Below are 20,577 nucleotides of genomic sequence, written 5' to 3'. Positions count from 1 at the left end.
AATTCACGAAAGAAGGTCCTTCATGCGTCAGAACAGTGCGTTTCGCATGCCCTCGCTCATCGCCCTGCGCGCTTTCGAGGCGCTGGTTCGCCAGGGCAGCATCAGCCGCGCAGCGCTGGAGCTGCACGTCACCCACGGAGCGGTCAGCCACCAGGTGAAGAAGCTCGAGGAAGAACTGGGCATGGCGCTGGTGGAGCGCCAGGGCAAGGGCGTCAAGCTGACCCCGGCCGGGCGCCAGCTGAGCCAGCAGATCAGCAGTGCCTTCGACCAGCTGCGCGATATCCGCCGCGCCCTGCCCACCGAGGAGCCGGCAGGCGAACTGCGCATCGCCTGCGCCCCTGCGCTGCTGGCGCGGGTTTCATCGCTGCTGGAGAAATTCCTGCGCAACTACCAGGAAGTCGCCCTGCACCTGCTGCCAATGAGCAGCGACCTGGGCCAGGTAGACATGGTGATCTCCTTTGGCGAGACGTACATCGAAGGCCAGCGCTTCGCCGCGCTGGGCGATATCCGCTACTTCCCGGTGTGCAGCCCGCGCCTGCTCAACACCCAGGAACACCTGCGCAAACCCCGCGACCTGGCGCGCCAGGTGCTGCTGCACGAGGACGACGGCTTCGACTGGAGCCGCTACTTCCTCGCTGCTGGCGTGCCCGGCCTGCAGGCACGGCAGAACGTCTTCCTGCCCGACGCCTACCTGACCATCCGCGCCGCCCTGGCCGGCGGCGGCGTGACCATCAGCGACCACATCCTCGCCGGCGAGGAGCTGCATCAGGGACGGTTGGTGCGCCTGTTCGACATCGACTTCCCGGCGCCCCACCCCTACTTCCTGATCATCCCGCCCCACGGCAACCAGGCCCTGGCGCGGGAGTTCGCCGACTGGCTGCTGCATGAGCTGGAGGCGATTCCGGCGTTTGATTGATGGGGTGTTGCCTTTCACAGAAGCGACAGGAGGAACACCTCGTAGGATGGCGTGGAGCGCAGCGATACCCATCGATTCCGTATGGCGACAGCATGGGTATCGCTGCGCTCCACGCCATCCTACGTTCGAGGTTTGCCTGTTGCCTCTTCAGGACCGTAGGGCGGATAACGCGCCAGCGTTATCCGCCGTCGTGGGAGCGGCGGATAACCCGTTCCGGGTTATGCGCCCTACGGGGGAACCTGAGCGCGACGGTGAGCACGCCCAAGGCTGGCTCAGAGCTTCTTCCCACCCAGCAGGAAATGCGACAACGCCGGAATCAGGATCAGCGCCCCGAGCATGTTCCACAGGAACATGAAGGTCAGCAGAATCCCCATGTCGGCCTGGAACTTGATCGGCGACCAGGCCCAGGTGATGACGCCCGCCGCCAGGGTCACGCCGACCAGCGCGACGACCTTGCCGGTGAAAGCCACGGCCTGTTTGTAAGCCACCGACAGCGGCAACCCGGCGCGCTGCATCTGTAGCTGCACACTGAGCAGGTACAACGCGTAGTCCACCCCGATCCCCACGCCCAGCGCGATCACCGGCAGCGTGGCGACCTTCACGCCAATGCCCATCATCACCATCAGCGCCTCGCAGAGGATCGAGGTGAGCACCAGCGGCAGCAGCGCCACCAGGGTTGCGCGCCAGCTGCGGAAGGTGATCAGGCAGAATATGCCCACCGCCGCGTAGACGTAGAACAGCATGCGGTGGTTGGCCTCGCGCACCACGCGGTTGGTCGCCGCTTCGATCCCGGCGCTGCCGGCGGCCAGCAGGAACTGGCGGTCCGGCGTGCTGTTGGCGCGGGCGAAGTTCTCGGCGATGCCGGCCACTTCGTCGAGGGTCTGCGCCTTGTGGTCCTTGAGGAAGGCGATCACCGGCATCAGCGAGCATTCGGTGTTGAACAGCTCCGGCGTGTTCACCGAAGCCTGCTGGGCGGCGTAGTTGAGCACGTCCTGGTTGCGCTGCAGGCTGGCGAACTTGGGGTTGCCCTCGTACGTGCCGGCGGTGATCTGCCGTACCGCGGTGACCAGCGAAGTGGTCGCCTGCACGCCTTCGTGCTGTTGCAGCGCCCAGCCCAGGCGATCGGCGAGGATCAGCGTGCGGTAGTTCAGGCAGCCTTCCGGCGCGGTCTTCACCATCACCGCGAAGAGGTCGCTGGAGAGTGCGTAGTGGCTGGTGATGTAGGCGTTGTCACGGTTGTAGCGCGAGTCGGCGCGCAGCTCCGGAGCACCGGCGTCGAGGTCGCCGATCTGCAGGTGCTGGCTGACCAGCAGACCGCCGGCACCCAGCAGCGCGGCGATGATCAGGGTGACGCTGGCCCAGCGGCGCTCGGTGAAGCGGTCCAGCAGGTCCCACAGTTTGCCCAGGCCGGCATGCTGGTCCACCTGGCGATCCTCGCGCAGGGCACGCGCGGCGGCCTTCGGGCTGACGCCAACGTAGGACAGCGCCACCGGCATCATCAGCAGCGAGGTGAAGATCAGCACCGCCACGCCGATGCTGGCGGCGATGGCCAGGTCCTGGATCACCGGGATGTCGATCAGCATCAGCACGGCGAAACCCACGGCGTCCGACAGCAGCGCGGTGACGCCGGCCAGGAACAGGCGGCGGAAGGTGTTGCGCGCGGCCACCTGCTTGTGGGTGCCACGGCCGATGTCCTGCATGATGCCGTTCATCTTCTGGGTGGCGTGGGACACGCCGATGGCGAAGATCAGGAACGGCACGAGGATCGAATACGGGTCCAGCGCGTAGCCCAGCCAGGCCACCAGCCCGAGCTGCCAGACCACCGCCAGCAGCGAGCAGCCGATCACCAGCAGACTGCTGCGCAGGCAGCGGGTGTAGAAGAAGATGATGACGAAGGCGGTGACCACCGCCAGGCCGAAGAACAACATCACCCGCACCAGGCCGTCGATCAGGTCACCCACCAGCTTGGCGAAGCCGATCACGTGCAGGCGCACCGGACCTTTACCCTCCTCTCCGGCAGCGAAGGCGCGGGCGTCGCCCAGGTATTCGTACTTCAGGCGCAGGTCGTCGAGGGCGCGGGAGAACTCGCGGTAGTCGATACCCTTGCCGGTGGCCGAGTCGCGGTCCAGCAGCGGCACCACCAGCATGCTCGAGCGGAAGTCGTTGCCCACCAGGCTGCCGACGATGCCGGCGCGGGCGATGTTCTGGCGCAGCTGGCCGATGGACTCGGGCTTGCCGTCGTAGCCGTCGGGCATCACCGGGCCGCCCTGGAAGCCTTCCTCGGTGACCTCGGTCCAGCGCACCGCCGGCGACCACAGCGACTTCATCCAGGCGCGGTCGACGCCGTGGCTGAGGAACAGCTGGTCGCTGATCTGCCGCAGGCTGTCGATATAGGCCGGGTCGAAGATGTCGCCGTTGGGGTTCTCCACCACCACCCGCACCGAGTTGCCCAGGCCGCGCAATGCGGCGCGGTTGTCCAGGTAATTGCGGATATAGGGATCGCTGTGCGGGATCATTTTCTCGAAGGCCGGACGCATCTCCAGGCGGGTCACGGCCATGTAGCCCAGCACCAGGGTGACCAGCGCGATCAGGGCGATGAACAGCGCGCGGTGGTTGAACACCAGGCGCTCCAGCAGGTTGCCGCTGTGGGTGTCAAAGTCCCGCAGTTCGCGGACTACAGGCATCTCGCCTTGCTTCAGGTCGACCATGAGGCTGTCTCTCTATCTCTTGTTCTTATGGTTCTTGAACGGGTGAAACACCGGTGCGCTCAGCGCACCGGCATCGCGTTCTCGCGTACGCCGCGGGCGCCGACCAGCAGCAGGCGTCCGGGACCGGCCACCGCGCCGCTGACGGGCAGGCGCTCGGCCAGGTCCAGGGATTTGAAGCTGGCGCCGCTGTCATCGCTGACCAGGCCCTGGCCGGCCTGGCTGAACAGGTACAGCCGGCCGTTGGCGTCGAAGCTGGCGGCGGTCAGGCTGACCGGCAGGCCCGTGTCCACGGTTTTCCAGCTTTCGCCGCCGTCGAGGCTACGGATCGCGTGGCCGCGCAGGCCGTAGGCGAACACCAGGCCCGGCCGCGCGACCACACCGAAGAAGCTGCCGGCGTACGGCGACTGCAGGGCGACGAAGCGCTGCTGCTGGCCCTCCTGTTGCGGGGAAAGGCGCAACAGCAGGCCCTGCTCGCCGACGACGAACAGGTCATCGCCGCTGGCCGCCATGGCGGTCAGGTGCAGTGCCTGCGGGTTGTCGATGCGGTGGTTCCAGGGCTCCCAGGTGCGCCCGCCGTCACTGGTGTGCAGGATCAGGTTGAAGGCGCCGACCACGAAGCCTTCCTTCGCGTCGCGGAACCACAGGTCGAGGAACGGCTTGTCGGCGCCCTCCTCCTGGTACCGGCGCGCCTGGTCCAGCCAGGTGGCGTTGTCCGGCTGCGGGTGGGCGGCGTAGTAGTCGAGCATCAGCTGGCCGATCTGCCGGCCGTCGAGCTGGCGCTCCCAGTGCTTGCCGCCGTCGGCGCTGTGCAGCACCACGCCGTCGTGGCCCACCGCCCAACCGTCCTGCGGCGTGGGGAAGCGCACGGCGGTGAGGTCGGAGCTGACCGGCACCTCGGCCTGCAGCCAGCTGGTGCCGCCGTCATCGGAATAGAGAATGTGGCCGCGCTGGCCGACGCTCACCAGGCGCTTGTCGACGCGGGTGACGGCCAGCAGCGGCACATGGCAGGGAACGGCGCTGTGGGGCGCCGGCTGGTCGAGCACATCGACGAACTCTGCAACCGTTGCGCCGGCTTGAGCGCCGCCCGCCAGAAGCAAGGCGCCCAGGAGCATCAGGCGCTTGAAGGGGATCTGCATGGTGCTTTCCTCACAACTCTCTTCGCATCTTTTCCGGCAGCTTTCGCTGCAGGAGCCGCGGCGACCCCGCTTGGCATCAAGCCGGGCCGCCGCGCCCTTCATCAGCGAATGCCGCTACCGGCCAGCGCCTCGGGGGACCACTGGGTCTTGGCCAGCGGGTCGATGTAGCTGATGCCGCCGTACGGGCCGACGACGCCGTTGATGTTGTAGGAGCCGGCAGTCAGGTCGTAGATCATGAACGGCGTGGCGTCCGGGATGCGCTTGTCGTAGCTCTGGCTGAGGAAGGCGAAGGAGCCGCGATAAAGTTGGCCACGGGCGTCGTACTGGTCAGAGGCCACGGCCACCCAGCTGTCTTCATCGAGGTAGAAGCGACGCTTGGCGTAGATGTGCCGCGCGCCGGACTTCAGGGTGCCTTCGACGACCCACACGCGGTGCTTCTCCCAGCGCACATAGTCCGGCGACAGGTGGTTGGGCGTGACCACCGGCTTGATGTCGCTGGCGTAGGTCAGGCGGTAGGTGTTGTAGGGCACGATCATTTCCTGCTTGCCCACCAGCTTCCAGTCATAGCGGTCCAGCGCACCGTTGAAGACGAACACGTCGTCGTAGGTGCCGGCGCCGGCCATGCCGGGGTTCGGGGTGTCGTAGGCCAGGTTCGGTGCCAGCTTCACGCGGCGCTGGCCGGGCAGGTACTGCCAGGCGCGGCGCGGCTGCTGCAGCGGGTTGGCGGCGTCCTTGAGCATCATCGCCTCGCCGGCACGGCGGGCCGGGCCGCTGTAGTACAGCTTCATCTGGTAGTAGACCTCGGAGCCCTTCACCGGCTGGGTGAGGTCTTCGTACACCGGGTAGTTGATGAAGGCCTGGCCGGTGGTGGCGAGGTTGGCGCTGCCGGAAGCATCGACGTTCCAGGAGTCGTACTTGGCCTTGATGTTCACGCCCTGGTAGCGCAGCAGGAAGTTCCACATCGCCTCGGCACCGGTCTTCGGAATCGGGAACGGCACGCCCGGCAGGGCGTTGTCGATGGCGGTGCCGCCTTCCAGGGACTGCGCGGTGACGGCGTTCTTCTTGCTGTTCTCCAGCACGGTGTCCGGCAACGCGGCGCTGCGGTGGGTCGGGTAAACGTCGACGCGGAAGGTCGGATAACGCTTGGCCAGCTCGACGGTGGTGGCCGACAGCTGGTTCTTGTACTGGTCGACGTTCTTGCCGTCGATCACCAGCACCGGCTTGTCGCTGGCGAACGGGTCCGGGCGCATGCTGTCGCCGGCCTTGAAGCTGGCCGGGGCGGTGGTCAGGCCGCCGGCATAGGCGGGAATCGCGCCATCGCTGCTGGCGGCTTTCTCGGCGCCGACCAGGGTCAGGGTGCTCCCCAGCTGGGCGGCGTCCTGCGGGGAAACGGCGGCCTGGGCCAGACCGCAGAGGGTCAGGCCGAGGGCGGTGGCGATCAGGGTGGGCTTGAAGTTCATGCTGTTTTTCTCCTGCCTCGAAGTCGAGGCCTTACGTGAAATCAGAAGGTGGCCTTCAGGGAAGCGGTAACCATGCCGCGGTCCTTCAGCAGGGGCGCGAGGCCGCCTTGCGAGGTGATCTGGCCGGGGATGCACTGGTACTGGCCGTTGGCGCCGGGGGTGTTGTTGTCGCGGCCGCTCTCGCAGGTATCGAAGGGGCCGAAGGCGTCGACGTATTTCAGGTCCAGGCGGTATTTCTGGTGGAAGTCCGCGGCCACGCCGACCGAGTAGCTGCCTGCGTCTTCGTTGCCGCCCAGCTGCACCGCCGAGTTGCCGTGCAGGCCGACGTTGTAGGCCATGGGCATGGACAGATCGACGCCCGGGAAGGCCTGGTACCAGGTCGGGGTGAAGTTGGCGGACATGGCGTAGGCGTTGGTGGTGACCTTGTCGACACCGCGGTAGCTGGAGTCGCCCTTGAAGGTCTGCTCGCCTTCGGTGACGTCGATCAGGTGCGTCAGGGTGCCTTCCACGGCCAGCGACGAGGCGTCCCACAGCGGGGTGGCGCCGAAGGTCACCAGGCCGTTGAGCACGACGTGGAAGGTCTTGCCGCGGGCAAGGCCGGTGTCGCCATCGCTGGGCATCTCGCCGATCAGGTTGGCGCCGTTGACCGCGCCGCGCTTGGAGGCTGCATAGAGCGTGGAGTTGACCGTGGTGAAGTTGCTCGCCAGCGGCATGTTCTCGCGGTAGTTCAGGTCCATGCCGACGCTCACGCCGCCGATTTCCTTGGACAGGCTGATGCCATAGATGTCGATGTCGTCGGCGTAGGCGGTGACGTAGTTCATCCCCTGCAGGCCGGCCAGGCCGGGCTTGTGCAGGTTCGGCGCATTCACCAGTACCGCCGGCAGGGTGTCGGAGGTATTGCGGTAGTAGAAGCCCAGGGTGCCGTCGAGCCATTCCGGGCTCCACTTGGCCATCAGGCCGAAGTCGCCGGTGTTGTCCGGCTCGCGGTCATGGCCGCGCGGGGCGCCGTAGAAGGCGTTGAGCGCGGGCAGCGGCAGCCAGAAGACGTTGCCGCCGTCGTTGAGCATGTCGTAGGGGCCCATGTAGGTGCCACCTTCGGGGAAGCGCGAGTTCTCGAACTCGAGGAAATACTGCGCGGCCAGGGTCAGCTCGGGGTTGACCGTCAGCGAGGCGGACAGCTGGTTGCGCGGCATGAACAGCTCTTTGGCCTCGGTGCCGGGCACGTTGTACAGCTTGCCCAGGTCCAGGGCCGACTGGCCGTAGTTGATGCCGTTGGCGGCGCTGAACAGGGTCTCGCCCCAGTAGATGGTGTGGCGACCGAGCTTGCCGCTGAGCTGCATGTCGTCGCCGACCTGGTGGCTGGCGAAGACGAAGGCATCGAGCAGTTCACCGGACGGGCCGTTGTAGTAGCGGTCGGCGAAGTTGCTCAGGCCGTGGGTGGCCGGCTGCGCGCCACGCGGGGCGATCACAGTGCCGTTGCGGCTGACCAGGTGGCCGGCGTTGCCCTTCTGACCGGGGAACGGGTTGTCGGAGCCGACATCATCGTAGGCGTGGTCGTACCAGCCGGCGGCGGACAGGCGGAAGCCCATGCTGTCGCGGTAGACGAAGTCCAGTTCGCTGAGCAGGTCGAAACGCTGGGTCACCGGGGTGCCGGAGGAGAAGTTGCGGTCGCCGTCGTTGGTGTTGGCGGTGCCGGCGATCTTGCTGTTGGGTGACTCGACGCGCTGCCCGTAGCTGAGCTTGACGGTGTTGTCGAAGCGGATCGAAAAGTCCGGGTTGCCGGTGTCCAGCTCGAAGGCCAGCAGCGGTTGGCCGGCCATGGCAGCGAGGACTGCGGTCGCCAGCAGGCAGCGTTGCAGGGGGTTGCTCTGATGATGCATTCGTGTGCTCCGTTTCTTGTTGTGGTCGGGACGCTTTCCGGGCCCGTCCCGCAGCCCCTTTGGCCGTGCGCCAGGGCGCACGGGGGCCTGCCCCGGCGCGAGCGCCGGAACTGGGAGTTGCTTGGTTCAGTGAATGGCCTGGGTGAATCAGCTATCCAGCATCTGGATCAGCGCCTCGGCCTCTGGCCAGTCGCCGAATCCCGAAGCGGGGTTGAGGTGGCCGACCCGGCCCAGCTCCACCACGCTGGCGCGCCAGTGGCGGGCCATGCGCTGGACTGCCTCGGGGCTCGCCAGCGGGTCGTTGTCGCTGCAGGCCACCAGTGTGGGGAACGGCAGCGGCTCCAGCGGTAGCGGCGACCAGCCCATCTCGGCCAGGACCGCAGGCTTGGGGTAGTGCGCCGGCCAGTCACCGTCGAGATCCGGCGGAGTAGCCAGCAGCGCGCCCTTGATCGGCCGGCTGTAGCGTGCCGCCCAGTGAGCGACCATCAGTACACCGGCACTGTGGGCAACCAGGATCACCTCGCCGTCGATGCTTTCCAGCTCACGCTGGATGGCTTCGATGCGGGCATTCAGGTCCAGCTTGTTCTCGGTCAGCGGCGGTACGCTGCGCACATTGGGCAGGCGCTGCTCAAGCAGGGTCTGCCAGTGCTCGGCGACGTGGTCGCGCAAGCCGGGGACCATGAGGACGGTGGTGGAAGTCTTGTTGTTGCTCACCGGTTCACCTTTGGGTGATTTCGAACTTGTTGGACAGACAGTAGAGGTGCACCGGTGAAGGTGCTTTGCATTGAGCGTCAGGCACTTCGCATTTGATGACAGGCCCCGGCCAGCCTGCTGTCCCGCCGACTCCACGCGTGGCGGGCGTACCGGGACGTACGGTGCATTCCAGAGCGCCGCAGGCACTGGCCGAAGTGAGAACTTTCGTACACGATTGGTAACAGCTGTCGCTAGAATCTGACGTCATCGACCCAGCCAGCGTGCACTCTGGCCACAAGGCGTCCCCGGACCCTGACGGCACGGAGCAACCACAAGAACAAGAAGGCGATCGGCATGACCCCAATGGTTCGCATTGCGGCCCTCACCAACTACCTGGAAGTGGCCCGCCACCTGGGCCTCAACCCGCATCAGCAGCTGAGCGCGGTGGGCCTGTCCCAGTCCATGCTCGAGCACCCGGAGCAGCGCATCCCCGTTGCCACGGCGGTGACCCTGCTGGAGGAATCGGCGCGCATCAGCGGCTGCGAGACCTTCGGCCTGCGCATGGCCGAATCGCGGCAGCTCGCCGACTTCGGCGTGATCAGCCTGCTGCTGTCGCACCAGGCGACGCTGCGCGAGGCCATCGACACCATCATTCGCTACCGCCATCTGCTCAACGAATCCCTGGCCCTGTACATCGACCAGGAAGGCAAGCTGGCGATTCTGCGCGAAGAACTCCTCACCGTGCCGCCGATGCCCATGCGCCAGGGCCTGGAACTGGCCCTGGGCACCCTCTACCGCCTCTGCGCCGCCCTCCTCGGCCCGCACTGGCGGCCGGTCAGCGTGAACTTCAGCCACGACGCCCCGGCGGACATGCAGGTGCATCGCCGGGTGTTCGGCTGCAAGATCGAGTTCGGCAGCGAGTTCAACGGCATCGTCATCCCCGCCGCCGACCTGGACGCCGCCAATCCCATGGCCGACCCGGCCATGGCGCGGCATGCACGCAGCTTCGTCGACTCCCTGCCCGGCGCCACCGACGGCAGCACCCTGAACGAGGTGCGCAAGTCCATCTACCTGCTGCTGCCCATGGGCCGCGCGACCATCGAACAGATCGCCCAGTCGCTGGGGCTGAACGTGCGCACGCTGCAACGCCGACTGGAAGACAACGGCGTGACCTTCTCCGACCTGATCAACGAGGTCAGGCGCGAGCTGGTGCTGCGCTACATGGAAAACCCGCGCTATTCACTGGGGCGCATCGCCGACCTGCTGGGGTATTCGATGCCCAGCTCCTTCACCCGTTGGTTCGCGGTGCAGTTCGGCGTGTCGCCGGCGGCGTGGCGCAAGGAGCATCTGGGGCGGGAGACGGAGTGATCATTTCCGGATGCGCCGGCCCTGCCGGCGGATCGCGGGCAGGGCCCGCTCCTACAAAAGCGCGCCCTCACCCCCGGCTTTGGCTCTGGATTTTGAGGGTTTCCAGAGAGACATCCGCAAGCGCCGAATGCCCCGTTCAGGAGGCCTCGTTGAAGCGGAGTTTCAGGGGTTTAGCGGCATGGATGCCGCGAGAGCCGCGATGGGCCAGGGATGGCCCTTCGCGGCGTGCCCCTGAAACTGCGCTTCAACGAGGGTATTTTTCGCCCCAAGCGAAAAACCGGATGTCCGGGGCAAGACTTTTTGGTTCCTTTCGGGGCGTTTGCCAAAAGGGACTCGCCGAGAGGCGAAACCAAATCTCGACATGCATGCCAATGCGACGCGGAAAACCGATCCTGACGCATCGTGAAGTTTGGTTCTTCTGGCGAAAAACTCCCTGCTTCTGGTCAGGGGGTAAGCGTCGCCTCGGCGTACGCGCGGACTTCTTGTTTCGCCCCCTCGGGCGACCTCCTTTGGCAAACGCCCCAAAGGAGGCAAAGGTCTGGCCCCTGCCATCCGGCTTTTCGCTTCGCGAAAAGTACCCTCGGTTCTTCGGAGTTTCAGGGGCCCGCGTTGACGGGCCATCCCTGGCCCGACAACGCTCTCGCGACATCCATGTCGCTCAACCCCTGAAACTCCGATCACCTTCGGCCTCCTGAAAGGGGCACTCCGGAGTGTGCGGATATTCCTCTGGAAGACCTTAAAAGCCAGAGCTAGTGCCTGTACGTAGGGCGCATAACCCGGAACGGGTTATCCGCCGATACCACGTCGGCGGATAATGCTGGCGCGTTATGCGCCCTACGCACTGCCATTGGCGCACGGCTCTCGATGGGTATCGCTGCGCTCCACACCATCCTACGTTCGTGCGCCACCGCAATTCCGGTGTGGGCGGATACGCCGATTGGCGCGTAGGAGCGGACTCCGTCCGTGATGGTTATCCGCCACGCACGAATCAACCGGCGAAGCGCAACATCCCCAACACCAGCACTGCGAGGAATGCGGTCTCCCCCAGCATCAGCAGGATCGGCTTGATCCCGACTGTCGCCAGTGCCCGCAGCTGGGTCTTCATGCCCAGCGCCGCGATGGCGATCACCAGGCACCACTGCGACAGCTTCCCACCCGCCTCCACCACCACTGTCGGCAGGTAGCCGGTGCTGTTCACCGCCGCCAGCAGCACGAAGCCCACAGCGAACCACGGCAGAAGCGGCGGACGCTGCTCGCCCGGTTCCACACCGCGGGCACGGGTGATCATCGCCGCGCAGAGGATCACCGGCAGCAGCATCGCCACGCGCATCAGCTTGACCACCGTGGCGCTGTCGCCGACTTCCTTGGAGATGCTGTAGCCGGCGCCGACCACCTGGGCCACGTCGTGGATGGTGCCGCCGAGGAAGATGCCCGCCTGCAACGGCGGCAGGCCCAGCGACTTGACGATCATCGGGTAGAGGATCATCGCCAGGGTCGACAGCGCCGATACGCCGAGCACGGTGAACAGCGTGGCCTTTTCCTTCTGCGTGTGCGCCGGCAATGCCGCCGCCAGTGCCAGCGCCGCAGAGGCGCCGCAGATGGCCGTGGCGCCGCCGGTGAGCAGGCCGAAGAGGAAGTTGAAGCCCATGGCGCGGGCCGCGGCGATGGAGACCAGGATGGTCACCGTCACCAGCACCACCACCATGATCACCGGCTGCCAGCCCAGCTCGGCGATCTGCCCGAAGGTGATGCGGATGCCCAGCAGCGCCACGCCCAGGCGGAGGATTTCGCGGGCAGTGAACTCGATGCCGGCCTTGCACACGCTGTCGGCCGAAAGGAAGTTCATCGCCAGGCCGAGCAGCAGCGCGAAGAGCATCACCGGCGCGCCGTAGTGCTCGGAGAGGAAGGTCGCGGCGGCCGCCACCATGGCGCTGACCAGCAGACCCGGCAGCAGGGTGCGGCTGCGGGTGCCGAGGGCGGAAAGGGTCAGCGTGGTCATGCCGGCACCTCCTGCCGGGCCAGCACCACGTAGCACTCGTTGGCGCGCCATTCGATCTCATAGCGCTGCAGGCCGAAGCCCTTGATGCCCGCCGGGCAGCCTGTAGCCAGGTCGAAGCGCAGGCCGTGGGCCGGGCACTGCAGCCAGCGGCCGTCCAGGCGGCCGCTGAATAGCGAGGCGCCGGCATGGGGGCAACGGTCGTCGATGGCATGCAGTTCGCCGTCGATATCGAACAGCAGGATGATGCCCTTCTCGTGATGCAGCAGGCTGCGGCCGCCGCGCGCCGGCAGGCGGTCGGCGGGAATACGGATCGAGCAGCTCATGCCGGGATCGCCTCGGGGTGCTGTCGATCAATCGCTCGATGGAGGGCCGCCAGCAACTGCTCGGGGCTTTGCCCGCCGAGGGCGAAGGCGCGGCCTTCGAGGAGGAACATCGGCACGCTGGAATCGGCCAGGGCCACGCGGCGGCCGATGAACTGGCGCGCGCCGTCGGCCAGGGCGTCGTCGAAGTCGGCCACGTTGAAATCACAGGCACGCAGCAGGCGGCAGAGGGTTTCGCGGTTGCCGATATCCTGGCCCAGCTGGAAGTGCGCGCGGAAGATCATCTCCAGCAACTGCTCCTTCTGGTTCTCGCTGCCCACATGCACGGCGCGCTGGAATACCCGGTGGGCATAGGTGGTATTGGGCATGGTGAGGATGCGTTCGAGGTCCAGGTCGACCCTGGCGCCCTCGGCCGCGCGACGCACTTCACCCATCCGCGCACGCACGGCGCGCTTGCCGCCCAGGCGGCGCTGGTAGAACTCGGCGAAGGGTTCGCCTTCCATGGAAATCTGCGGCAGCAGCTGCAGGCCGAGCCAGTTCACCCGCACGTCCAGTTCCGGACGCTGGCGGGCCAGCAGGCGCAGCGCGACGTCAAGGTTGCGCTTGCCGATCAGGCACCAGGGGCAGATGAAGTCAAAGGTCATGTCCAGATTGAGAGTCGGCATCAGGCGCCCTCCTCTTCGCCGCGCAGGCGGCGGATATCGCTGTGGTAGTGGCGCCGGGCGTAGAGGAAGACCAGCGCGGCGAGAATGCTCAGCAAGGGGATGAGCTGGAAGGCACGGTCCAGGCCGATGCGGTCGGCCAGCACACCGGTGAGCAGCGGGCCGGGCGCCAGGCCCAGCAGGTTGTTGGCCAGGGTCAGGGTGGCGAAGGCGGTGCCATGCACGGCCGGCGCGGTGAGGTTGGCGACCATGGCGCCGGACGGCCCGGAGGTACCGGCCGCGACCAGCATGCCGAGGGCGATCAGGCTCAGTTGCGCAGTGCCCGGCGGCAGGTGGAAGGCCACCAACAGCAGCAGGCAGCTGGCCAGGCAGAAGCCGATGGCGAGGATGATCTTGCGCGGCGGGTTGCTGCGGCCCAGGCGGTCGCAGAGGATGCCGCAGAGCACCATGCCGCTGCCGCCGACCAGTACGATCACCGCGGAGATCATCCCGGCCTTGCCGGTGTCCAGGTGGTAGTAGCGGTTCAGGTAGCTGGGAATCCACACCATCACGGCGGCGGCGACGAACAGCTGCAGGCCGCTGCCCAGGTAGGCGGCGATCACCGAGCGGCTGCCGAACAGGCTGCGCAGCGAGCGCCCGCCGGCCTGGCGCGGCGCTTCGGCAGCGGCCACCGGGGCAATGCGCTTCTCGCTCACCACCAGCGGGTAGAGCAGCGCCAGCAGCAGGCCGAACAGCGCCATGCCGGCGAACGCCCAGCGCCAGCCCAGGTGCGCGGCGAGCACGCCGCCCAGGCCCATGCCGAGCACCGAGCCGAACATGCCGCCGGCCATGAAGGCGCCGGTCAGGGTGGCGCGCAGGTGCGCCGGGAATACCGAGATGACCACGGCGATACCGACGCTGCCGTAGGCGGCCTCGCCGACGCCGACGAAGAAGCGCGCGGCGAACATCTGCGGGAAGGTCTCAGCCGCGGCGCAGCCAAGCGTTGCGAGGCTCCACAGCATGGCCATCAGCGCCAGGCTGCGTACGCGCCCCCAGCGGTCGGCGAGCAGCGAGAGCGGGAAAGTCAGCAGGCCGACCATCACCGCGACGATGCCGCTGAGCAGGCCCAGCTGCGCATCGCTCAGGGCCCATTCGACCTTGAGCAGCGGGAAGACGGCATTGAGCACCTGACGCGACATGTAATCGGAGATCAGCAGGCCGAAGGTCAGAGCGAACACCACCCAGGCATAGCGGCGCGGCACGCTGGGCACGGTGGCAGGGATGTCGCCCAGGGCGACGGAGTGGATGGCCATGGTGCTAGCTCTCCAGGTGGGTCAATGGATTCTTGTTGTTCTGGGATAAAAGCCGTGGCGCGGTACTGGCAGACCGCGCCACGGAGCCTGTCACGCGCGAAGCGGAACGGACTTCTGGCCCGGCTGGCGGTTGGGCGCCATGCCGTTCATGCGCAGGGTTTCTTCCACGCTGTCGTACTGCACGCCGATCTTGTAGATGGCGCGTGCTTCCTTGCCGCTGGCGACCTCGCGGCCCAGTTCATGGGCGACGCGGACGCACTGCTGGATCTGTTCCACCGAGGTCATGCGCTGGCCGTGCTGGCCGATGATGGTGTCCTCGATGCCGCAACGCGGGTGCAGCCCCATGGCCATCGCCATCATGTTGAACGGCAGGACGTTCTTGAGCAGCGACTCGGCGGTGACGGTGGCGCCGTCCGGTGCGCGGTGCACGAAGTTCATGAAGTTGAACGGGTTGGGGCCGTCGAAGCCGCCGCCGATGCCAATCCAGGTCAGGTTCAGCGGGCCCTTGTAGACGCCCTTGCGCACCAGGCGCTCGAGGGTTTCCAGGGCATGCATGCCGGTCAGCTGGAAGTGCGGCTGGATGCCGGCGGCCTGCAGTCGCTTCAGGTGCTCTTCGACCCAGGCCGGGCCGGCCGGCACGGTCATCTCGCTGTAGGCCGCCTGGTAGAGCGGGTTCTCCAGGGAGGTACCTTTCAGGTACTCCGGATAGAGCAGCTCCATGATGTTCATCTGGGTGGTGTTGATCGCCACCGTCACCTGGTCGGGCTTGGGAGTCAGCTCGGCGAGCATGTGGCGGGTGTCGTCGGACAGCCACTTGGCCGCTTCGCCGTCGCTTTCCGGGGCAAAGGAAATCGAGCCGCCGACCTGGATGATCATGTCCGGCACGGCTTCGCGCACGCCAGCGATCAGCTCGTTGAACTTGGACAGGCGCTTGGAGCCCTTGCCGTCCAGCTCGCGGACGTGCAGGTGGAGCACGGTGGCGCCAGCCTCGTAGCAGTCAACGGCCTTCTGGACCTGCTCGTCCATGGTCACCGGAATGTCTTCGGGGAAGTCCTCGGGCATCCATTCGGGGCCGTAGGGAGCGGTGGTGATGACCACCTTGTCCTGGTTCTCGGGGTGCAGCGAATCGTCGAAGAATTGCATGTCGGTCTCCGTAATTGTTTTTGTCAGAAGTCTTTCTTCAGGGATCAGAACGGCTTGTCGCCGATGATTCCGGCGCGTTCCATGCGGCGCACGCAGGGCGGGTAGTCCATCACCGCGTAGTGCTGGGTACAGCGGTTGTCCCAGATCGCCACATCGTTCTTCTTCCAGCGCCAGCGCACCTGGAATTCGGGGATGTACACCTGGCTCACCAGGTAGCGCAGCAGGTCGGCTGCGCCGGGGTTGGCGTCCTGGCCGAAGCGCACGTTCTGTGGCGTGTGGTAGTTGCTGAAGTGGGTGGTGAAGGCATTGACGAACAGCACCTTCTCGCCGGTTTCCGGGTGAGTACGCACCACCGGGTGCTCGGCGTCGGGGTACATGGCCTTGAGCGCCAGGCGCTTCTCGATCGGCATCGCCGCGCCGAAGCTGGCCTCGATGCTGTGGCGCGCGCGCAGCTTGGCGATGCGCTCCTTGATCTCGGCCGGGAGCATGTCGTAGGCCAGGGCCATGTTCGCCCACATGGTGTCGCCGCCCACCGGCGGGCACTCCACGCAGCGCAGGACGCAGCCCAGGGGCGGCACCTCGCGCCAGGTGGCGTCTGTGTGCCAGGCGTTCTCGTAGCGGTCGTTGGGCAGGTCCGGAGTCTTGTAGATGCGCACCAGGCCCGGGTGCTCCGGGTCACTGCCGGCCACCGGGTGGTCTTCCAGTTCACCGAAGCGGCGGGCAAATGCCACGTGCTCGGCACGGGTGATGTCCTGGTCGCGCAGGAACAGCACCTTGTGCTTGAGCAGCAGCTCGCGCAGCTCGGCGAACAGGCCTTCATCGCGGGAGGCGTCGCCCAGGTTCACCCCGGAGATTTCGGCGCCGATGCTGCAGGTCAGACGTTCTACGTGCATGGCGGCGCCCTCAGATGACGAAGATCGACGAGCCGGTGGTCTTGCGCGACTCGAGGTCGCGGTGGGCCTGCACGGCATCTTCCAGCGCATAGTGCTGGTTGATCTCGATGCGGATGTCGCCGTTGCCCACATGGGTGAACAGCTCGTCCAGCAGCGCCGCCTTTTCCGCCGGGTCGGCGATGTAGTCGGCCAGGGCCGGGCGAGTGAGGAAGAGCGAGCCCTTCATCGCCAGCAGCACCGGATCGAACGGCGGGATCGGGCCCGACGCGGTGCCGACGCAGACCATCAGGCCACGACGCTTGAGCGACTCCAGGGAGGTCATGAAGGTGTCCTTGCCGACGCTGTCGAAGACCACGTCCACACCACGGCCATCGGTCAGTTCGCGCACGCGCTCGGCGACGCCTTCCTGGCTGTAGTTGATGACGTGCTCGCAACCGTGGGCGAAGGCGATCTCGGCCTTGGCGTCGCTGGAGACGGTGCCGATCACCCGCAGGCCGAGCAGCTTGGCCCACTGCGAGACGATCAGACCGACACCGCCGGCGGCGGCGTGCAGCAGGATGCTCTGGCCCGGCTTGAAGTCGTGTATGCGACGCAGCAGGTAGGCCGAGGTCAGGCCGCGCATGGTCATGGCGGCGGCGGTCTCGAAGGCGATGTTCTCCGGCAGACGGATCAGCGGCGCCGCCGGTACCAGGCGCTCGGTGCTGTAGGCGCCGAGGGTGTTGATGAAGCCGGTGTAGGTGACTCGGTCACCGGGCACGACGTTGGTCACGCCCTCGCCCACCGCCACCACCACGCCGGCGGCTTCCACGCCCATGCCGCTGGGCAGCGGAACGGCGTAGGTGCCATTGCGGAAATAGGTGTCCGCATAGTTCAGGCCCACCGCCACATGGCGAATGCGCACTTGCCCCGGGCCGGGCTCGCCGACCTCCACGTCCTCGTAACGCAGGACTTCGGGTCCCCCTGTTTCATAGAAACGAACGGCTTTGGCCATGGCCGGAATCTCCAGTTGTCTTGTTGTCTTGGGCGCCCCGTTTGGAGCAGGCAAGCGCCCTTTGAGCGGACAATAGGCAGGGGCCGGGCGGGAAGCTTCACATCGTGCGACAGGGGCTTTTCATTTCATGACAGGCCGATGCGGCGCCACGCTGGGCGCCGCATGGAGAGCAGGTTTGTCGGTGCTGGTGCAGGCCCTGGCGGACGAGCGGGATTGCTTGAATGACGAGAACTACTTGAGTTCGCGCAATTTGCTGTAGGTCAGGCGCATGTCGCGGGCCCAGCCGTCGAGCACGCCCTTGAAGTCGCTGGCGGCCATGGCCTGGCTGTCGTTCTCCAGCGCATGCCCGGTGCCTTTGCGCACTACCTGGGCGACCACACGGCTGGAGGGGCCGTCGAGAATCGCCGCTTCGGTGGCGATCTGGGTGTCCTGGTCGCGGATGCCGGTAGCGGTGCTGACCCCGGCGGCGATCAGGGCGATCGGAATGACTTCATAGGGTTTGAGCGACTGGGTGTGGCTGCTCACCGCGGTGATCGCCGGACGTAGCACCAGGGTGCCCGGGCCGGGCTTGTCGACGACCTGCAGCACCTGGCCCAGCTCGCGGCGCAGCGCCTTGTCGTAGTAGTCGGTGATCTGCGTCATGGTCGCTTGCGAGAGCTGATCGGTGGCCTTGGGCGCCGGGTAGAACTGCGAGCGCTCGATGACGATGCTGCGGTAGTTCATCAGGTTCAGCTTGGGGTCGATCCAGGCCAGGACCTTGGTGCCCGCGGCGTTTTCCTGTTCGGTGAGACGGGAGTAGTCATACAGGAAGCCGGAGTATTCCTCCGGCTGGACCTGTTTTTCCGCGCAGCCTTGCAGAAACGGCAACAGCAGCAGGGACAACAACGCGACATAGGACTTCATAGGGTTCTCCGGTTGAGCTATCGATGTCGCCAGGTTGTACGGCAGGAGACTGCGCTACCCCCTCCCCCGTGTTGTTCGCGCGCAGACGGACGCCCACGCGCAGGCGCCCCCGTGGGGGCGCCGCAATGCCGCGAATCAGTGGAACGGGAAGATGTAGTTCATCCAGGCCGCCATGCGCAGGAGGATCTTGCGCATGATCGCCACATGGTGGAAATGCTCGCTGTAGAGCGCCGCCTGGCCGTAGGAGCCGCCGGGCATGATGCTGGCGTACTGGGCGAAATCCGGGTCGGTGATCTTGATCAACACCGGTACCCGACCCGGCGGCGGGGAGCCGGTGTAGCTGATCAGGGTACCGGAAGGCTGCACCTGGCCCTCGCCGATCACCGGCAGGACCTTGTCCACGGTGCCGGCGAAGACCCTGCCGGGTATGCCGTCGAAGGCGACTTCGGCCTCGTCGCCGACGGTCAGGCGCAGCTGGCTGTTCTGGCGCATCCAGGCGGTGAAATACGGACCTTCATCCGGTACGAAGACCATCGAGGGGCGCAGCGGCAAGCGGCTGGCCATCATCCCGGGACGCAGCGACACGTGGCTGACGAAGCCCCGCGAGGGCGCGCGCACCACGGTGTTGTCCAGGTTGAACTGAGCCAGGGCCACCTGCGCGTTGAGGTCATCGACGCGGGCGGTGGTCAGGTCCACGTCGCGCTTGTTGCCGACGTTGCGCAGCGCCAGCTCACGGGCGCGGGCCTGGTCGGCGCGCGCCGAGACCAGTTGCGCCTTAAGCGAATCCAGCTTGAGCTGGAAGGGTTTGGGATCGATGCGGAACAGCACGGCTCCCTTCTCGATGATCTCGTTCCCCTTGACCGGCACCTCCACCACTTGCCCGGTAACCACCGGGATCACCGGCGTGGTGACGAAGTAGGTGCGCGCCACCTCGGAATACGGGTGGTTGTAGTTCATCAGGAAGATCAGCGTACCGATCAGCACGATGCCGCCGAGCGCGGCGGTAGGTACCGTCCACTTGTTCAGCGGGATGCGGAAGATCTTGAAGATGGCGACGCAGAAGGCTGTGTAGGTGAGGATCAGCAACAGGTCCATGGCTCAGCCCTCCCCGCCCGGTTGAGTGGTCGCCGGTGCGGCAGGCGAGTTCTGGCGGCCTTCCAGCGCATCCAGGCGCTGACGCAGCTCGGCCAGCTGCTGTTCCAGGTATTGCGCCTCCTGCGCCGGCGTCTTGCCGTGATGGAAGCCCCAACCCCGGTCCTCGCGGTACAACATGGCCCAGATCCACAGGAACGGCCACAGCGCATGCAGCGTGAAAAGGCTTACCCAGCCGGCCGCGTGGATCGCGTCCTGGTGGGGATGGTTGCGGTGTACCGCAATCTCATAAGGAATGTCGTGCAGCACGATGATCCCGTAGAACAGTACCAATCCGACAAAGATCAGTACCCCCAGCGCAAAATAGTCGAGCATCCCGCCCTCCTTGTTCCCCCGAGCACAACGCCGGAGCGAGTCGCCTGAGTATGGTTGATCCATGGCAATCTGCACGATCGTAACCGCGCGAAAACAGCGGGATTTCAAGCGATTGCCAGGGAAACCGGCGGGCCGGTTGCGGCGCCCCCATTCGTCCGACCGGCCGGCTCACCGGCGGGTTTTCGTTTTCACTGGAAGGACGGCTCACCAGGAGCAACCACCATGGGAAAAACCACCGCTCTACTCATGATCGGCGCGCTGGCCGTGCTGCTGGGCGGCTCGTCCTGCGGCAGCCACAACGACCACGACGCACCACGCCCGCCGCCCATGGAAGAGGGCCAGATGGGCTACCGGAACATCCCGCAGCAGCAGATGCAGCCGCAGGTGCAGTCCATTCCGCGGCGCTGAGCCGTATCGGCCCAGTACCGGTGGCTCCTACACAGGCTTCGGCCGCATCAGGATGAACCGCGCCACCACCAGCGCCAGCGCGCCGACCACAGCGAAGGCGACAATGGTCGCCACACCGCCATCGCGCTGCAGGAAGTCGGTCAACGCCGCAAGCCCCACGGCCAGGAACAGCAGGACCAGGCCGAACCATTGAATCCGCTGGGCACGCAGGTACAAGGACGCCCGGTGCGCGCTCGTGGTGTTTTCGTCTTTGCCCATGGTGGCATCTCCATCGGGATGTCTCTCCACGCTAACAGGCGACGCCCCCAGCGGCACGGCAGCTGACGAAGGGCAGGCTC

At 66.4% G+C, this 20,577-nt stretch carries 19 protein-coding genes; 3 read left to right on the top strand and 16 right to left on the bottom strand.

From position 1 onward, the window contains the following. The first annotated feature begins 22 nt into the window (after window positions 1-22). Window positions 23-916, top strand: coding sequence for a LysR substrate-binding domain-containing protein (locus IB261_RS12595; protein ID WP_192382948.1), 894 nt, complete (start codon window positions 23-25; stop codon window positions 914-916). A gap of 272 nt (window positions 917-1,188) precedes the next feature. On the opposite strand, the gene IB261_RS12590 is transcribed toward IB261_RS12595, so the two are convergent. The 5 genes from IB261_RS12590 to IB261_RS12570 form a co-directional block, all read right to left on the bottom strand. After that, complete coding sequence (locus IB261_RS12590) at window positions 1,189-3,624, bottom strand: efflux RND transporter permease subunit (protein ID WP_081516853.1); 2,436 nt, start codon at window positions 3,622-3,624, stop codon at window positions 1,189-1,191. A gap of 59 nt (window positions 3,625-3,683) precedes the next feature. Continuing rightward, the gene (locus tag IB261_RS12585; protein WP_192382949.1) at window positions 3,684-4,760 is read right to left on the bottom strand and encodes a WD40/YVTN/BNR-like repeat-containing protein; all 1,077 of its coding nucleotides are present in this window, start codon (window positions 4,758-4,760) and stop codon (window positions 3,684-3,686) included. Window positions 4,761-4,861: 101 nt separating this feature from the next. After that, window positions 4,862-6,220, bottom strand: coding sequence for a DUF1329 domain-containing protein (locus IB261_RS12580; RefSeq protein ID WP_151186768.1), 1,359 nt, complete (start codon window positions 6,218-6,220; stop codon window positions 4,862-4,864). A 41-nt stretch (window positions 6,221-6,261) separates the two neighbouring features. Further along, the gene (locus IB261_RS12575) at window positions 6,262-8,100 is read right to left on the bottom strand and encodes a DUF1302 domain-containing protein (RefSeq protein WP_151186767.1); all 1,839 of its coding nucleotides are present in this window, start codon (window positions 8,098-8,100) and stop codon (window positions 6,262-6,264) included. Between the two features lie 147 nt (window positions 8,101-8,247). Further along, window positions 8,248-8,781: an RBBP9/YdeN family alpha/beta hydrolase gene (locus IB261_RS12570; protein WP_225606139.1), complete on the bottom strand. Its 534-nt coding sequence runs from the start codon at window positions 8,779-8,781 to the stop codon at window positions 8,248-8,250. A gap of 375 nt (window positions 8,782-9,156) precedes the next feature. Between IB261_RS12570 and IB261_RS12565 the strand changes: the two genes are divergently transcribed. After that, on the top strand, window positions 9,157-10,161 hold the full coding sequence (locus tag IB261_RS12565) for an AraC family transcriptional regulator (protein WP_081516849.1): 1,005 nt from the start codon (window positions 9,157-9,159) through the stop codon (window positions 10,159-10,161). Between the two features lie 988 nt (window positions 10,162-11,149). Here the strand turns inward: IB261_RS12565 and IB261_RS12560 are convergent. The 10 genes from IB261_RS12560 to IB261_RS12515 form a co-directional block, all read right to left on the bottom strand. Next, complete coding sequence (locus IB261_RS12560; protein WP_081516848.1) at window positions 11,150-12,160, bottom strand: YeiH family protein; 1,011 nt, start codon at window positions 12,158-12,160, stop codon at window positions 11,150-11,152. Beyond that, window positions 12,157-12,483, bottom strand: a complete 327-nt coding sequence (locus IB261_RS12555; protein ID WP_081516847.1) for a Rieske (2Fe-2S) protein — start codon at window positions 12,481-12,483, stop codon at window positions 12,157-12,159. The genes IB261_RS12560 and IB261_RS12555 overlap by 4 nt, the downstream gene beginning before the upstream one ends. Next, window positions 12,480-13,145, bottom strand: a complete 666-nt coding sequence (locus tag IB261_RS12550) for a DsbA family protein (RefSeq protein ID WP_081516846.1) — start codon at window positions 13,143-13,145, stop codon at window positions 12,480-12,482. Before IB261_RS12550 ends, IB261_RS12555 begins: the two co-directional genes overlap by 4 nt. After that, a complete protein-coding gene (locus IB261_RS12545; RefSeq protein ID WP_192382950.1) occupies window positions 13,145-14,434 on the bottom strand; it encodes an MFS transporter in 1,290 nt (429 codons plus the stop codon). The genes IB261_RS12550 and IB261_RS12545 overlap by 1 nt, the downstream gene beginning before the upstream one ends. Before the next feature lie 90 nt (window positions 14,435-14,524). Further along, entirely contained in the window at window positions 14,525-15,577 is a 1,053-nt protein-coding gene (locus IB261_RS12540) for a beta-keto acid cleavage family enzyme (RefSeq protein ID WP_081516844.1), read from the bottom strand. Between the two features lie 44 nt (window positions 15,578-15,621). Further along, window positions 15,622-16,470 carry a TauD/TfdA dioxygenase family protein gene (locus IB261_RS12535; protein WP_081516843.1) on the bottom strand — a complete coding sequence of 283 codons (849 nt, stop codon included), beginning with the start codon at window positions 16,468-16,470 and terminating at the stop codon, window positions 15,622-15,624. A 10-nt stretch (window positions 16,471-16,480) separates the two neighbouring features. Continuing rightward, the gene (locus tag IB261_RS12530; RefSeq protein WP_081516842.1) at window positions 16,481-17,461 is read right to left on the bottom strand and encodes a quinone oxidoreductase family protein; all 981 of its coding nucleotides are present in this window, start codon (window positions 17,459-17,461) and stop codon (window positions 16,481-16,483) included. A gap of 231 nt (window positions 17,462-17,692) precedes the next feature. Beyond that, window positions 17,693-18,364, bottom strand: a complete 672-nt coding sequence (locus IB261_RS12525) for a DUF3313 domain-containing protein (RefSeq protein ID WP_151186763.1) — start codon at window positions 18,362-18,364, stop codon at window positions 17,693-17,695. Window positions 18,365-18,499: 135 nt separating this feature from the next. Beyond that, complete coding sequence (locus tag IB261_RS12520) at window positions 18,500-19,459, bottom strand: HlyD family secretion protein (RefSeq protein WP_081516840.1); 960 nt, start codon at window positions 19,457-19,459, stop codon at window positions 18,500-18,502. A gap of 3 nt (window positions 19,460-19,462) precedes the next feature. Beyond that, window positions 19,463-19,831, bottom strand: coding sequence for a DUF3302 domain-containing protein (locus tag IB261_RS12515; RefSeq protein ID WP_081516839.1), 369 nt, complete (start codon window positions 19,829-19,831; stop codon window positions 19,463-19,465). 222 nt (window positions 19,832-20,053) lie between these two features. Here IB261_RS12515 and IB261_RS12510 point away from each other — a divergent pair, with 222 nt between their 5' ends. Next, entirely contained in the window at window positions 20,054-20,239 is a 186-nt protein-coding gene (locus IB261_RS12510; protein ID WP_151186762.1) for a hypothetical protein, read from the top strand. Between the two features lie 27 nt (window positions 20,240-20,266). Here IB261_RS12510 and IB261_RS12505 read toward each other — a convergent pair whose 3' ends face one another. Then, on the bottom strand, window positions 20,267-20,497 hold the full coding sequence (locus IB261_RS12505) for a hypothetical protein (protein WP_081516838.1): 231 nt from the start codon (window positions 20,495-20,497) through the stop codon (window positions 20,267-20,269). Window positions 20,498-20,577: the final 80 nt, after the last annotated feature.

Origin of the sequence: Pseudomonas sp. PDM20, assembly GCF_014852575.3 — a bacterium.
Taxonomy (GTDB): Bacteria; Pseudomonadota; Gammaproteobacteria; order Pseudomonadales; family Pseudomonadaceae; genus Pseudomonas.
This window is presented reverse-complemented; position numbering and strand designations above follow the sequence as displayed.

Coding starts and splice junctions, on each gene's coding strand:
- IB261_RS12595 (WP_192382948.1), top strand. CDS start 23: ATGCGTCAGAACAGTGCGTTTCGCATGCCCTCGCTCATCGCCCTGCGC.
- IB261_RS12590 (WP_081516853.1), bottom strand. CDS start 3,624: ATGGTCGACCTGAAGCAAGGCGAGATGCCTGTAGTCCGCGAACTGCGG.
- IB261_RS12585 (WP_192382949.1), bottom strand. CDS start 4,760: ATGCAGATCCCCTTCAAGCGCCTGATGCTCCTGGGCGCCTTGCTTCTG.
- IB261_RS12580 (WP_151186768.1), bottom strand. CDS start 6,220: ATGAACTTCAAGCCCACCCTGATCGCCACCGCCCTCGGCCTGACCCTC.
- IB261_RS12575 (WP_151186767.1), bottom strand. CDS start 8,100: ATGCATCATCAGAGCAACCCCCTGCAACGCTGCCTGCTGGCGACCGCA.
- IB261_RS12570 (WP_225606139.1), bottom strand. CDS start 8,781: ATGGTCCCCGGCTTGCGCGACCACGTCGCCGAGCACTGGCAGACCCTG.
- IB261_RS12565 (WP_081516849.1), top strand. CDS start 9,157: ATGGTTCGCATTGCGGCCCTCACCAACTACCTGGAAGTGGCCCGCCAC.
- IB261_RS12560 (WP_081516848.1), bottom strand. CDS start 12,160: ATGACCACGCTGACCCTTTCCGCCCTCGGCACCCGCAGCCGCACCCTG.
- IB261_RS12555 (WP_081516847.1), bottom strand. CDS start 12,483: ATGAGCTGCTCGATCCGTATTCCCGCCGACCGCCTGCCGGCGCGCGGC.
- IB261_RS12550 (WP_081516846.1), bottom strand. CDS start 13,145: ATGCCGACTCTCAATCTGGACATGACCTTTGACTTCATCTGCCCCTGG.
- IB261_RS12545 (WP_192382950.1), bottom strand. CDS start 14,434: ATGGCCATCCACTCCGTCGCCCTGGGCGACATCCCTGCCACCGTGCCC.
- IB261_RS12540 (WP_081516844.1), bottom strand. CDS start 15,577: ATGCAATTCTTCGACGATTCGCTGCACCCCGAGAACCAGGACAAGGTG.
- IB261_RS12535 (WP_081516843.1), bottom strand. CDS start 16,470: ATGCACGTAGAACGTCTGACCTGCAGCATCGGCGCCGAAATCTCCGGG.
- IB261_RS12530 (WP_081516842.1), bottom strand. CDS start 17,461: ATGGCCAAAGCCGTTCGTTTCTATGAAACAGGGGGACCCGAAGTCCTG.
- IB261_RS12525 (WP_151186763.1), bottom strand. CDS start 18,364: ATGAAGTCCTATGTCGCGTTGTTGTCCCTGCTGCTGTTGCCGTTTCTG.
- IB261_RS12520 (WP_081516840.1), bottom strand. CDS start 19,459: ATGGACCTGTTGCTGATCCTCACCTACACAGCCTTCTGCGTCGCCATC.
- IB261_RS12515 (WP_081516839.1), bottom strand. CDS start 19,831: ATGCTCGACTATTTTGCGCTGGGGGTACTGATCTTTGTCGGATTGGTA.
- IB261_RS12510 (WP_151186762.1), top strand. CDS start 20,054: ATGGGAAAAACCACCGCTCTACTCATGATCGGCGCGCTGGCCGTGCTG.
- IB261_RS12505 (WP_081516838.1), bottom strand. CDS start 20,497: ATGGGCAAAGACGAAAACACCACGAGCGCGCACCGGGCGTCCTTGTAC.